The sequence below is a fragment of the Pseudomonas sp. B21128 genome, assembly GCF_044218865.1.
Lineage (GTDB): Bacteria > Pseudomonadota > Gammaproteobacteria > Pseudomonadales > Pseudomonadaceae > Aquipseudomonas > Aquipseudomonas iridis.
This window is the reverse complement of the sequence record NZ_CP162590.1, coordinates 2,396,675-2,410,130: the sequence shown is the minus strand read 5'-3', so window position 1 is coordinate 2,410,130 and position 13,456 is coordinate 2,396,675. Positions and strand designations below refer to the sequence as shown.

Here is a 13,456-nt window from a genome sequence, read left to right as displayed (position 1 = left end):
AAAGCCCCAGTTCTGACAAGGGAATTACCCGGAGCTCTCCCCCTCAAGCCTTGCAGTATAGGGGTTCTACGAATGTGGCAAGTTGTCACAGCGCAATTCTTTTGATAAATCGCAGGCATAAAAAAAACGCCCGCTTCCGTGAGGAGGCGGGCGTTCTTTTGAACGCGGAAGCGGAATTAACGCTTCGAGTACTGCGGACGCTTACGCGCTTTACGCAGACCAACTTTCTTACGTTCAACTTCACGGGCGTCGCGAGTCACGAAGCCAGCTTTGCGCAGAGCGCCACGCAGGGTTTCGTCGTAGTCCATCAGAGCGCGAGTGATGCCGTGGCGGATTGCGCCAGCCTGACCACTTACACCACCACCGATCACGGTGACGTAGATGTCGAACTTCTCGACAGTCTCAGTCAGCTCCAGCGGCTGACGAACTACCATGCGGGCAGTTTCGCGGCCGAAGAAGTTTTCCAGCGAACGGTTGTTGATGGAGATATTACCAGTACCCGGACGCAGGAAAACGCGTGCGGTTGCGGTCTTGCGACGGCCAGTGCCGTAATTTTGAGTCGCCGACATAATGTACTATTCCGTTAAAACTTCAGTTCTTGGGGCTGCTGAGCAGTATGTGGGTGTGCAGCGCCCGCATAGACTTTCAGCTTACGGTACATGTCGCGACCCAGCGGGTTTTTAGGCAGCATGCCTTTAACCGCGGTCTCGATCACGCGCTCAGGGGCTTTAGCGATCAGCTTTTCAAAGTTGATCGACTTGATGCCGCCCGGGAAACCGGAGTGGGAGTAGTACATTTTGTCAGTGGTTTTAGCACCGGTAACACGAATCTGCTCAGCATTGATTACGACGATGTAGTCGCCGGTATCAACGTGAGGAGTGTACTCAGGCTTGTGCTTGCCACGCAGACGGCTCGCGATTTCGGTGGCCAGACGACCCAGGGTCTGACCAGCAGCGTCGACGACAAACCAGTCGCGCTTTACTGTTTCTGGTTTAGCAGTAAAAGTTTTCATTCTTTATAGCCTCAGGGGCCGCCCTGTAAATTAGACGGCGGATCTTACTGAATAGTGCGTACTTTGACAAGTCAAAGGCAGCCGGATACAGACGCTTTCGGGGGCTCGGGTCGGCGCGTCCGTTCAACGGCAAGATTCTTCGGCGGCGGCGCATCACTTCCACTGCAGAAAGAGGTCGGCAATTATGCAGATTGCGAAAAATATTTCAACCTGCTTTTATGATTGTTTTGCCCAAGGAGCACCCGATGGACTATCGCCAGCTAGGCCGTACCGACCTGAACGTGAGTGCAATCTGCCTCGGCACCATGACCTGGGGCGAGCAAAACACTGAAGCTGAAGCCTTCGCCCAGATCGAGCGGGCCAAAGAAGCGGGGATCAATTTCATCGACACCGCCGAAATGTATCCGGTGCCGCCGAAAGCCGAAACCTACGCCACCACCGAGCGTTACATCGGCAATTACTTCAAAAGCCGTGGTGATCGCGCCGACTGGATCCTGGCCAGCAAGATCGCCGGCCCCGGCAACACCATCGACTACATCCGCGACAAAAACCTGCGCCACAACCGCCAGCACATCACGGAAGCGGTGGATGCCAGCCTCAAGCGTCTGCAGACCGATTACATCGACCTCTACCAACTGCACTGGCCGGAGCGCAGCACCAACTTTTTTGGACAACTGGGCTACAAACACAAGATCGAAGCCAGCCTGACGCCACTTGAAGACACCCTCGAAGCACTCGACGAGCAAGTGAAGGCCGGCAAAATCCGCCACATCGGCCTGTCCAACGAAACGCCGTGGGGCACCATGCGCTTCCTCGCCCTGGCCGAAGCACGGGGCTGGCCACGCGCCGTGTCGATCCAGAACCCGTACAACCTGCTCAACCGCAGCTTCGAAATTGGCCTGGCAGAAATCGCCATCCGCGAACAATGCGGCTTGCTCGCCTATTCGCCGCTGGCGTTCGGTTTCCTGTCCGGCAAGTACGAAGGTGGCGCGCGCCCACCAAAAGGTCGTCTGAGCCTTTACAGCCGCTTCAGCCGCTATTTCAACGCGCAATCGGAGGCGGCGTGCAGCCGTTATGTCGCGCTGGCCCGTGAACATGGTCTGGATCCGGCGCAAATGGCCTTGGCGTTCGTGACTCAGCAGCCGTTCGTCACCAGCAACATCATTGGCGCGACGACGCTGGAACAGCTGGACAGCAACATCGCCAGTTTCGATCTGAAGCTGTCGGATGAACTGCTGGCGGGGATCGAGGCGATTCACAAGGATCATCCGAACCCTGCGCCGTGATCGTTTGATGCACTGCCTTCGCGAGCAAGCTCGCTTCCACGGGAGATCACCGTACCTGTGGGAGCGAGCTTGCTCGCGAAGGGGCCTGTCAATTCACTGCAAAACTCAAAGCGACCGCGCAATGATCTCCTTCATGATTTCATTGGTGCCGGCATAAATCCGCTGCACCCGCGCATCCGCCCACGCCCGAGCCACCGGGTATTCCCACATGAACCCGTAACCGCCGTGCAACTGCACGCATTCGTCGAGCACCTTGCATTGCAGGTCAGTGCCCCAGTACTTGGCCATCGCCGCCGTCGGCACGTCGAGTTTGCCTTGCAGATGCAACTCAAGACAGCGATCAACGAACACGCGACCGATCTGAATTTCCGTGGCCATTTCCGCCAGTTTGAAGCGGGTGTTCTGGAAATCGGCAATCGCCTTGCCGAATGCCTTGCGATCACGGGTGTAATCGATTGTCCACTGCAACGCGGCTTCTGCCGAAGCGAGACCGCCAATCGCTACGGTCAGGCGCTCTTGCGGCAATTCCTGCATCAGGTAAGCGAACCCTGCCCCGGCCTGCCCCAGTAAATTTTCCTTCGGCACGCGTACGTCCTGGAAGAACAATTCCGACGTATCCTGGGCCTTCATTCCGACCTTCTCCAGGCGTTTGCCCTTCTCGAAGCCCGGCGTATTCGCTTCCACCAGAAACAGGCTGGTGCCCTTGGCGCCGGCCTTTGGATCGGTCTTGGCGACGACAATCACCAGATCAGCGAGAAAGCCGTTGGTGATAAAGGTCTTGGAGCCATTGATCACGTACTCGTCACCGTCCAGCACGGCGGTGGTCTTGACGCCTTGCAGATCGGAACCCGCGCCGGGCTCAGTCATGGCAATGGCCGTGACCATCTCGCCGGACACCAGTTTCGGCAGGTATTTGTGCTTCAGCGCTTCGCTGCCGTAGTGCAGGATGTACGGCGCAACAATGTCCGAATGTAACGAGAAACCGATGCCGGTCAGACCCAATCGCCCAACCTCTTCGATCACCACCGCGCTGTAAAGAAAGTCCGCCCCCAAGCCTCCGTACTCTTCCGGCAGATGCGAGCAGAGCATCCCCGCCTCCCCTGCCTTGTTCCAGAGTTTACGGTCGATGTGGCCTTGTTTCTCCCATTCCCCGTGAAACGGCACCGCCTCTTTTTCGAGGAAGGTTCGTACGCTGTCGCGGAACAATTCGTGCTCGGAACTGAACAAGGTTCTGGGGATCATGCGGCACCTTTCATTCTTGTTGGAGGGCTGTGACCTTCAGAGACTAAGCCTACCCTCCGATAGAGGACACTGGACACATCCGACAAAAAATAAGACGATCCAGCCGTCTGGTGACCACTTTCCCTTATAAAAACAAAACAAAAGTTGAATTATGTCCAAGCACGTCTCCACGCCCTTGCGGCGCGTCAGCATCCTGGCGATCGACCAGGTTTTCGCCTACACACTCATGCAAGCCAAAGACTTCTTCCATGTGGCGAGCCTGCGTTACGGCAAACAACTGGGCCAAGGCCTGACTCCGGCGTTCGAAACCCGCCTGGTCAGCCCCGATGGCAAACCGGTGAAAAGCTTCAGTAATGTGGTCATGCCAGTGGACGGCGGCCTGGAAAATACCGATATCATCATCCTCCCGGCGTTCTGGGACGATTTCGACACGCTGTGCACCCGCTACCCGCAAATCCTGCCGTGGCTGCGTGAGCAACACGCTCGCGGTGCCGTCCTCTGCGGAGAAGCCACCGGGGTGTTCTGGCTGGCCGAGGCCGGCCTGCTCGATGGCAAGGAAGCTACGACCTACTGGCGCTTTTTCAACGCTTTCACCGAGCGCTTCCCGAAGGTCTACCTCAATCAGGACAAACACCTGACCGACGCGGACAATCTCTACTGTGCCGGCGGTACCACCTCGGCCTGCGACCTCTACATCTACTTGATCGAGCGCTTCTGCGGCGCCAACGTCGCACAGGCTGTAGCGCGCGACATCCTCTACGAAGTACAGCGCAGCTACTCGCCGGGCCGCATCGGTTTTGGCGGGCAGAAGCTGCATCAGGACGTGATCATCCTGCAGATCCAGCACTGGCTCGAAGAGCACTTCGCCGACAAGTTTCGCTTCGAGGATGTCGCGCGCGAGCACGGCATGAGCATCCGCAATTTCATGCGCCGCTTCCAGACCGCCACCGGGGACAAACCCCTGCACTATCTGCAACGCCTGCGCATCGAAACGGCCAAGGGATTGTTGTCCGCCAGCCGCAAGAGCATCAAGACCATCAGTTATGAAGTCGGTTATGACGATGCGAGCTTCTTCGCGCGGCTGTTCCGTCAGCACACCGAATTGTCGCCGAACCAGTATCGGCAGCAGTTTCAGCAGGCTGCATAAACACAATCAGACAGACGTCCATGTGCGAGTAGTGCTTTCACATGGACGGCTCCTGGCGTTTTTTTTCCCACATAAACCAGCGAAAACAGATCAGCTTCCCGCCCTCTTTTACGACTGTCCATACATGGCTTCGCCGCACAGACTCCTTCACATGCACACCGCATCAAGGAAGATGAACAGTGACCATCGGATCCAGTTACAACTACCCATCACAGGCCGCTGGCGTTGAGGTTCGCAAAAAACGCTCAACGCCATCCAAATGGAAGCCCCGCTTTCCCAATCCTCCCGACTTGTGCTTTGACTATCGCGCATTGGTCGAACAAAAAGCCGGCATCGCTCGCGCCACTGACCCACAACACCGGATCTGCATCATTGGCGCTGGCGTCACCGGGCTCACAGCCGCCCGAGAGTTGCTGCGCTGCGGCTTCAGGCATATCACGCTGATCGAACAATCCTCCCGCATAGGCGGCAGGCACCTGACCGTTCCGGGCAGCCCTCAATCCAGCGCGAGTCATACGCCGTTTGAAATGGGCGCGATGCGCATGCCGCTGTTCAACCGCGAAGGCGAGTTGCCGACTGAGGGTCGATCGCTGATGGCCTATTACGCGAAGACCTTTGACTTGTCGCTGTCGGACTTCGCCAACCCTGGCAGCCAGTGGGTCAAATCAACCGGCATTTACCTGCGCGAGGGCTGTCTGGCGGTCGAAGCGGCACCGCAAATGCTGATCTGGAAAAATACCGACGGCCAGACGCCGCCTCCCAGCGATGAACTGCAAGCGGTGTACGCCAAGTGGAGGGCTTTCGCCGACCGCATGACCCGGCATGTCGCCGAAATGTACGCGGGCGAGCACTGGGAGGCCGCTTGGGCCGCAATCGTCGAAAAATACCATGCCGTATCCTTCCGCGAGCTGGTTGGCATGCCTGCCTTGCAGCGCTGGAATCGCGACGCCCCCGGTGACTTTGGCGGGATGGGCATGTCGGCAAAGGAGTCGGCCATTTTCTATGCCATCGGGATTGGCGACGGTAGCTGGGGAGCCTTCTATGACGTGTGCGCGTTATATCCTCTGCGCACGGCCATATTTGGTTTCAGCAGCCAGTTGCAATTAGTGCATGGCCGAGTGGATGAACAAGGCGACCCGTTGCCTGACTCACCCCTTGTGAACAGCAATGCGGTGTTCGATTCGACTGGCCTGCCGTTTGATAAACCACGCTATCTGGGGCTCGCTGCGTTGAGTGAATGCCTGATGTTCATCAAGGCCGACGAGTCCACTCAATCGTTTTATGAGCACTGCCAGCAAAGCAGTGAAGGCCTGTTGACCGACTGCGCCGTCAGCAGATTGAAAAAACTCGGCAGTGGAAAAATCCGCGTCTACTTCAACCGCAAACATAGCCAGCCCGAGTTGACCCAGGAACACTTCAATGACTTTGATTCAGTGATCATGACGCTGCCCTCATGGTTGATCGAGACCCGAGTCAAGCTGGAAGACTTCACGCCTCAGATGCTGCCGTTCGAAACCATTAACGCGTACAAAACCGCGCACTGGGAAACCAGCTGCAAGGTCTACGCACCGCTGAAAAAATCCTTTTTGTCGGGCAATACCACCATTCCCCAAGTGATTGTCACGGACAGCTTTATCCATGACGTTTATACCTACCGCTACAACGAGAACTACAGCTACGACTGCATTCTTTTGAGTTACACCTGGGAGGACGATGCAACCAAACTTTCCTGCTTCAGCGATAAGGAACTGGTCGCAAAGTGCGCAGAAGAACTGGACAGAATCCTCATGAACTCCAGCAATATTCAACAACGTATTTCCCCGTACATTGGCCTGCAGCAAGCCGTCGTACAGCGCTGGATGACTGATAAAAATTCGTTGGGGTGCGCCAAGCTTTACCGTCCCGGGACTTACCACGATGCCGTCCGCTTGCTGAAATACAACCGAGACTATTCAAAGTCTTCGGGCCTGTATTTATCGGGGGAGTCATTTTCGGTCGATGCCGGTTGGACCGAGCCCTGCTTTCGCGGCGCAGTAGATGCAGTCATCCATATTTGCGACAAGACCGATGCGAGTTTCAACGGCGGCTTCACCATGAATGACTACCCGCATTTTCACCACACCACCTGATTTTCTGCGCACGCCATCCACTGTTCACGAACGTCCCGGCAGCAGGCCGAAGATTTTGTGTGAACGCAGGACTACGCGTCCTAGGAGAAAGACTACGACTTAACCGGAAACCGCCGACTTACGCTTTGCGCTCGACTCGACTCTTATGACCCCGCCATTCAACGGCGTGAAAACAATAATAAGAGGTCATGAAAAATGAGTGAATCCACAAGCCCTGTTCGTGTTGCGGTCGTGCAATTCGATCCGCAGGTCGGCACGCAAAACCGCGCGGCAAACTTGAGTACCAGTCTGGAGTTGGCGCTGGAAGCGGTTAACAACGGCGCAAACCTTATCGTTTTGCCCGAACTGACCAACACCGGTTATTTCTTTCAGAACCGGCAGGATGCGTTTGACCATGCCGAAGCGGTTCCAGAAGGGCCGAGTGTCGGCAGTTGGGAAGATTTCGCCCGTCATCATCAGGTTTATCTGGTAGCCGGGCTGACCGAGCGCGAGGGATCGAAGCTTTACAACACTGGCGTGCTAGTGGGGCCTGACGGGTTTATCGGCAAGTACCGCAAGGCTCATCTCTGGAACCTGGAAAAGCTCTGGTTTACTGCCGGCGACTCGGGCTTCCCGGTCTTCGACACGCCTATCGGTCGCATTGGATTGCTGATCTGCTGGGACATCTGGTTTCCCGAAGTCCCGAGGATTCTGAGTCAGCAAGGCGCAGACATCATTTGCAGCCTGAACAATTGGGTCTGGACTCCACCCCCGTTGTTCGATGACGCCGGCAAATGCATGGCCTCGTATCTGACCATGACCGCCGCGCATGTCAACAATGTGTTTATCGCGGCGGCGAGTCGAATCGGTGAAGAGCGCGGCGCTCGATACCTTGGATGTTCATTGATCGCCGGCACCAACGGCTGGCCGATCGGCCGCGTGGCATCTGCCGACCAGCAGGAAATTCTCTATGCCGATATTGACCTGACCAGCGCTCGCAGCGCGCCCATCTGGAACGACTTGAACGACCTCCATCGGGATCGTCGCTGCGATGTCTACGACCGAATGCTCGGCTACACCCAGCATCCGTGCCTTCCGCGCTAACCGGGGGGCCGAGCAATGGGAACTATCCACGCAAAACCACGGAAACAAATCGCCGCCAGAACAGTGCTCGACAGCATGATGATCGGATTGCTGCTGAGTGCTACAGCGCTGATTGTCTGGCTCTCAATGAACAATCACTCACTTTGGTCAGCACACTGGCCGGATTATGGCCACATGGTCTCGAGTCTTCCTGAACCGACCGCCTGGCTGCGCTGGGTGTTGGGAGATATCAGCGAGGTGGCATTTTATAAACACGAGTTCGCATCCATTGGCCTTTTGGCAGGTGCTTATCTGGGTTACTGGGCGAACCGAACGGGGAAATCCTGGCAAGGCTTTACCATCTGTTACGGCAGCGGACTATGGCCGTGGCTCGTCACCAGTTCGTTGCTGGGTCTGGTACTGAGCAATCTCCTGTGGGGCTGGACCGTCACCGCCACGAGCTGGCAACCCACGTTTGCGGCATTTGTGTCGTTGCCCGCGGCGATGGTTCTGATGTTTGGGGGTGGCTGGAAGGTCGCGATCAATGGCGCAATCATGGGAGCCCTTTTCGTGACGCCCATGTGCATGCTGATCGTGAATTACGTCTGCAATCCCCTCGGACTGCCCGTGGTGATCGGCAATGTATCGGGCATGGCAATCGCCAGCATCGGCGCCTTCATACTCTGCCGCTGCGTGCCGAGTCTGGTGACATCCGCGGCGCCCGAACAAGTCGCCGAGGAAGCCAGCAGCCCTGTGACCGCCAAGGCTCCCGATTATGGTGTGGTCTGGAGCATTCGTCGGGTCTTGGCGGACTTCTCCGAAGCGCCTTTTTTCGGCAATGAATGGGCCAGTCTGGGGCTGATCGTCGGCGCATTGCTGGCGTTTACCCTGAACCCGCTGAGCCCTGCCTATGGCACCGGTTTGCTGCCGCAACTACTGGCGGGCCAGGCATTGACCTCGGCACTGGGCGTGCTGATCTGGCGCAGACAATGGATAGCCCGAGGCTGGTACCCGACCTATGTGCCGCTGGTATCCGTCGTTCCGGCAGCGATTTTGACCTACGGCGGCGACTGGCAAGTGATTGCCTCAAGCGCATTGCTCGGCGCCCTGATCGCGCCACCGCTGGCTTGCGCCCTCGCGCAGCGAGTGCCGGGGCACATGCACGGTTTCATCGGGAATGTGTTGTCCATGGCCATCAGCACGCTGCTGATCCTTCCGCTCGTCGGCTGGCTGGCAAGCCGCTGACGTCCCCCTTCCCGGCTGGCGCTTGAATCCAATTCAGGAGCCGCCGGTTTCCTTTGCGAGGTATCACATGGACTTGCCCAAACTGGCCATTGCCGCACTCGGCGGTACTGTCAGCATGCAATCGCTACAAAGCGGCGAAGGTGTCGTTCCATCGGTGTCCGGCGAGGCGCTCCTGAACACGGTGCCGGAACTGAAAACGCTTGCGCAGTTGACGGTTGAGACGCTCGGACTGTTGCCCGGCGCCTCACTTGATTTCGAATATCTGCTGAACGTGTTGTGCTGGGCGAACTTTCAGATCAATCAAGGTGCGGCAGGCGTCATCATTGTTCAAGGCACGGACACGCTGGAGGAATCCGCCACTTTTTTTGATCATCTGTGGGAACACGACGAACCGCTGGTGCTGACGGGGGCCATGCGCTCGGCGGCCCAGGCGGGTGCCGATGGCCCGGCAAACCTGCTGGATGCCGGCCGCGTCGCACTGGCGCAAAGCAGTCGGAGACGCGGCGCCCAAGTGGTTATCCAAGGGCAGATTCACCGGGCGAGCGCCGTGCGCAAAGTCGACGCCATGGCGCTGCACGCGTTCGCATCGCCTGTGACCGGTCCTGCCGGCCTTCTAATGGAAGGTGTTGTGCGTTATTTGCAGCCGCCGTTTGCACGCCAGGTCTTGCCCGTGCCGCAAAACACCAACCAGACAATCGCCTTGCTGGAAGCGTCGCTTTCTGCGGACAGCCTGCTGCTGGAAAATGTCGTCGCGCTGGGCTATGACGGGCTGGTGATCGCCGGATTCGGTGCCGGACATGTGTCCGCACACTGGGCCAACGTCATCGAAACCATCGCCCGACACATTCCGGTGATCATCGCGACACGCACCGGCGGTGGCTCCACGGCACGGTCAACCTACGGCTTTGAGGGCAGCGAAATCGATTTGCAGCGCAAGGGTGCCCTGATGGCCGGGTTCGCCTGCCCGCGCAAAGCGAGGATTTTGCTCTGGCTGCTGGTCGGGTGCCGACAGCAACAGCATCTGGCGTCTTACCTCGATCAAACCGGTTGACCACACGCGCAAAAAAAAAGGCCTGCAATTGCAGGCCCTTTTTCTGAATTCGAGATCTACTTAAGGCTTGTGCGCCCGCGACAGGAATTCGTGCGACTGCATCTCCAGCAGGCGACTCAACGTGCGCTGGAACTCGAAGTTCAGGCGCCCGCCGGTGTACAGATCCTTCAACTCGACTTCAGCAGAGATGATCAGCTTCACGTTCCGGTCGTAGAACTCGTCAACCATGTTAATGAAGCGGCGAGCGATGTCGTCGGTGGTGACGCTCATCTGCTCGACACCGCTGAGCAGGACGGCGTGGAAGATTTTGCCCAGTTCGATGTAGTCGTTCTGGCTGCGCGGGCCGTCGCACAGTTCGCGGAAGTCGAACCAGGCCACGTCATCACACGTGCGCAGGGCGCGGATCTCACGATTTTCAATGATCAGCACGTCGTTTTCCACCGCCGCCGTGCATTCCGGTGTCAGTGCCTTGAAGCTCTTGCGCAGGCTTTCGTGAGCGGCTTCGTCGAGCGGATAGTGGAACAGCTCCGCTTGTTCGAGGTGACGCAAACGGTAGTCGACGCCGCTGTCGACGTTGACGATTTCAGTGTGCTGCTTGATCAGCGCAATGGCCGGCAGGAAGCGCGCGCGTTGCAGGCCGTCCTTGTACAGACCATCGGGAACGATGTTCGAGGTCGCGACCAGGGTCACGCCGTTCTTGAACAACTCTTCCATCAGCGTGCCGAGGATCATTGCGTCGGTGATGTCAGAGACAAAGAACTCATCGAAGCAGATGACCCGCGACTCAGTCGCGAAACGCTTGGCGATGATGGTCAGCGGGTTTTTCTCGCCGCCGAGGGTTTTCATCTCTTCGTGCACACGCTTCATGAAACGGTGGAAGTGCGTGCGGGTCTTTTCCTTGAACGGCAGCGCTTCGAAGAAGGTGTCGACCAGGTAAGTCTTGCCGCGACCCACGCCGCCCCAGAAATACAGACCCTTGACCGGCGTCTGATCCTTTTTGCCAAACAACTTGCTCAAAAGACCCGGCTTGCTCTGATCGGCGGCAATCAGATCCTCGTACAGGCGCTGCAAATGACGCACAGCAGTTTCCTGCGCGGCGTCATGGAAGAAGTCCGGGCGTTTCAGATCAGCTTGATATCGTTCTAGGGGCGTCATAATTCGTTAGCAAGGCAACAAAAACGGGCCGTCACTGTAGCGACGGCCCATGGGAATGGCAATCAGCCCTTGGTCGGGCCGAGCCGCTGATTATTCCTGTACCGGGGTCAACGCGATGCGCAGGGCCTCGATGGCCGCGTCCCGCGCCGTGCTGTCAGCGAATGCCGGGCTGTCGCCAATGCACTCGCCTTCCAGCCACACGCTGAAGCTCAAGTCTTCGCTGCGCACGTCCAGAGGCTGACCGGATTGCAGTTGCTTGGTCACCTGGCCAGCGGTTTTGCCATCAGCGAAGTTGCGCGACAGCAGCAATTGCTCGCCATCGGCCGCCAGCAGACGGAAACGGAAACTGCCGTCGTCTTCGCGGAAACTGACGAAGCGCGCGGCTTTTACGGCTTTCTTCTTGGTGGTCGCAGCCACCTGAACCTGATTGACAAACGAACGCAGGCCCACGGCTTCACGCAGTTCGTTGAGGAACGGCGTTGCCACGGCACGGGCCTTTTTCGCGCCTATCTGCAGGATGTCTTCCAGATCCGCGGGACGCTCGATCAACTGATGATACTTGTCGCGCGCCTCGCCCAGTTCGTTGTCAAGCAACTGGAACAGGCGGTTCTTCGCCTCGCCCCAACCCAGGCCACCGAGCAGTTGACTGCGGAATTCGTCAGCCTGTGCTGGCGTGGCGAAGGCCTGAAACAGAGTGAACAGGTGGGAGTTGTCCGGGTCCTTGGCTTCGCCTGGCGCTTTGGAGTCAGTGACGATCCGCGAGATCGCGTCCTTCATCTCTTTGGCGCTGGAGAACAATGGAATGGTGTTGTCGTAGCTCTTCGACATCTTGCGACCGTCGAGGCCAGGCAACGTCGCCACGCTTTCTTCGATCAGCGCTTCAGGCATGGTGAAGAATTCTTTGCCCTGACCAAACAAGTGGTTGAAGCGCTGGCCGATGTCGCGGGCCATTTCCACGTGCTGGATCTGGTCACGACCGACCGGCACCTTGTGCGCGTTGAACATCAGGATGTCCGCGGCCATCAGCACCGGGTAGCTGTAAAGCCCCATGGTGATGCCGGCATCCGGGTCTTCACCGGTTTCGACGTTCTTGTCCACCGAGGCCTTGTAGGCGTGCGCACGGTTGAGCAAGCCCTTGGCGGCGACGCAGGTCAGCAGCCAGGTCAGCTCGGGAATTTCCGGGATGTCCGACTGACGGTAGAAGGTCACGCGGTCGACATCCAGGCCACCGGCCAGCCAGGTCGCAGCGATTTCCAGTCGCGAGCGCTGGATGCGCAGCGGGTCATCGCATTTGATCAGGGCGTGGTAGTCGGCCAGAAAGTAGAACGAATCGGCATTGCTGTCGCGGCTGGCGAGGATCGCCGGACGGATGGCGCCGGCGTAGTTGCCAAGGTGTGGCGTGCCGGTGGTGGTGATGCCGGTGAGGATGCGGGTACGGTTCGTCATGGGTAATCGCTTGTCAGACTGCAATCAATTCGAGAGACGCGGCAGGATCAGATCCTTGAGATCGGTCAACTTGCCATGAAAAAAGTGTCCGCATTCTGCCACTTTCAGCAGCTCATGGGGGCGCTGGAGTTCGTCCGACCAGTCATAGACCAATTGCGGATCGATGACTTCGTCGGTTTCCGGCTGGATCACGGTCAACTCGACATGCGCTGGCAGTTGATCCTGCTCGCCCAGACGCATCACCGCCGGCGCAACCATGAACAGGTGCTTGAGTTGCACGCCCTGGGCTTCGAGACGGCCGCCGAGACTTGCTGCAACAAATCCGCCGAAGGAGAAACCGAACAGGGTCAGTGGCAGATTCGGGTGTTTTTCCAACAGCCATGCGGCGGCGGCTTGAGCGTCGTCGACCTCACCGGTGCCCATGTCGTGGCTACCTTCGCTGGCGCCGACGCCGCGATAATTGAAGCGCAGCGTTATCAGACCGGCGTCGCGGGCCGTGCGCTGCAGGGTCGAGACGACCTTGTTGAGCATGGTGCCGCCCTGCACCGGGTTCGGATGGCAGATCAGCGCGATGCCGCGCGGCTGCTCGTTATCCAGGTAAAGAGCTTCAATTTGGCCGACTGGGCCATCAATCACTACAGGGGTTTCACGCATCAGCAAGGAAGGAACTCCGTGACCTCG

General features: G+C 58.0%; 13 protein-coding genes. 6 read left to right on the top strand and 7 right to left on the bottom strand.

All coding sequences use genetic code 11. From position 1 onward, the window contains the following. Window positions 1-176: 176 nt before the first annotated feature. Both rpsI and rplM read right to left on the bottom strand, forming a co-directional pair. The gene (gene rpsI, locus AB4P91_RS10750; protein ID WP_008080273.1) at window positions 177-569 is read right to left on the bottom strand and encodes a 30S ribosomal protein S9; all 393 of its coding nucleotides are present in this window, start codon (window positions 567-569) and stop codon (window positions 177-179) included. A 14-nt stretch (window positions 570-583) separates the two neighbouring features. Continuing rightward, complete coding sequence (rplM, locus tag AB4P91_RS10745; RefSeq protein WP_007917032.1) at window positions 584-1,012, bottom strand: 50S ribosomal protein L13; 429 nt, start codon at window positions 1,010-1,012, stop codon at window positions 584-586. A 245-nt stretch (window positions 1,013-1,257) separates the two neighbouring features. Here rplM and AB4P91_RS10740 point away from each other — a divergent pair, with 245 nt between their 5' ends. Further along, a complete protein-coding gene (locus AB4P91_RS10740; protein ID WP_395604762.1) occupies window positions 1,258-2,298 on the top strand; it encodes an NADP(H)-dependent aldo-keto reductase in 1,041 nt (346 codons plus the stop codon). A 105-nt stretch (window positions 2,299-2,403) separates the two neighbouring features. On the opposite strand, the gene AB4P91_RS10735 is transcribed toward AB4P91_RS10740, so the two are convergent. Then, the gene (locus tag AB4P91_RS10735; RefSeq protein ID WP_150595794.1) at window positions 2,404-3,540 is read right to left on the bottom strand and encodes an acyl-CoA dehydrogenase family protein; all 1,137 of its coding nucleotides are present in this window, start codon (window positions 3,538-3,540) and stop codon (window positions 2,404-2,406) included. A gap of 250 nt (window positions 3,541-3,790) precedes the next feature. Here AB4P91_RS10735 and AB4P91_RS10730 point away from each other — a divergent pair, with 250 nt between their 5' ends. Then, complete coding sequence (locus AB4P91_RS10730; RefSeq protein ID WP_191624011.1) at window positions 3,791-4,687, top strand: GlxA family transcriptional regulator; 897 nt, start codon at window positions 3,791-3,793, stop codon at window positions 4,685-4,687. A 245-nt stretch (window positions 4,688-4,932) separates the two neighbouring features. Here the strand turns inward: AB4P91_RS10730 and AB4P91_RS10725 are convergent, their stop codons facing one another. After that, a complete protein-coding gene (locus AB4P91_RS10725; protein WP_395605013.1) occupies window positions 4,933-5,163 on the bottom strand; it encodes a hypothetical protein in 231 nt (76 codons plus the stop codon). Here AB4P91_RS10725 and AB4P91_RS10720 point away from each other — a divergent pair. The 4 genes from AB4P91_RS10720 (at window position 5,056) to AB4P91_RS10705 (ending at window position 10,174) form a co-directional block, all read left to right on the top strand. Further along, entirely contained in the window at window positions 5,056-6,816 is a 1,761-nt protein-coding gene (locus AB4P91_RS10720; RefSeq protein ID WP_395604953.1) for a flavin monoamine oxidase family protein, read from the top strand. The two genes, AB4P91_RS10725 and AB4P91_RS10720, sit on opposite strands and share 108 nt — an antisense overlap. A gap of 195 nt (window positions 6,817-7,011) precedes the next feature. Continuing rightward, window positions 7,012-7,899 carry a nitrilase family protein gene (locus AB4P91_RS10715; RefSeq protein WP_150592659.1) on the top strand — a complete coding sequence of 296 codons (888 nt, stop codon included), beginning with the start codon at window positions 7,012-7,014 and terminating at the stop codon, window positions 7,897-7,899. A 126-nt stretch (window positions 7,900-8,025) separates the two neighbouring features. Further along, window positions 8,026-9,123, top strand: coding sequence for a hypothetical protein (locus AB4P91_RS10710; RefSeq protein WP_395604952.1), 1,098 nt, complete (start codon window positions 8,026-8,028; stop codon window positions 9,121-9,123). Window positions 9,124-9,190: 67 nt separating this feature from the next. Then, the gene (locus AB4P91_RS10705) at window positions 9,191-10,174 is read left to right on the top strand and encodes an asparaginase (RefSeq protein ID WP_395604761.1); all 984 of its coding nucleotides are present in this window, start codon (window positions 9,191-9,193) and stop codon (window positions 10,172-10,174) included. A gap of 60 nt (window positions 10,175-10,234) precedes the next feature. Here the strand turns inward: AB4P91_RS10705 and zapE are convergent, their stop codons facing one another. The 3 genes from zapE to AB4P91_RS10690 form a co-directional block, all read right to left on the bottom strand. After that, window positions 10,235-11,329: a cell division protein ZapE gene (zapE, locus tag AB4P91_RS10700; RefSeq protein WP_150592656.1), complete on the bottom strand. Its 1,095-nt coding sequence runs from the start codon at window positions 11,327-11,329 to the stop codon at window positions 10,235-10,237. Window positions 11,330-11,419: 90 nt separating this feature from the next. Further along, window positions 11,420-12,775, bottom strand: a complete 1,356-nt coding sequence (locus tag AB4P91_RS10695) for a tryptophan--tRNA ligase (RefSeq protein WP_150592655.1) — start codon at window positions 12,773-12,775, stop codon at window positions 11,420-11,422. 24 nt (window positions 12,776-12,799) lie between these two features. Further along, entirely contained in the window at window positions 12,800-13,429 is a 630-nt protein-coding gene (locus AB4P91_RS10690; protein ID WP_042562198.1) for an alpha/beta hydrolase, read from the bottom strand. Window positions 13,430-13,456: the final 27 nt, after the last annotated feature.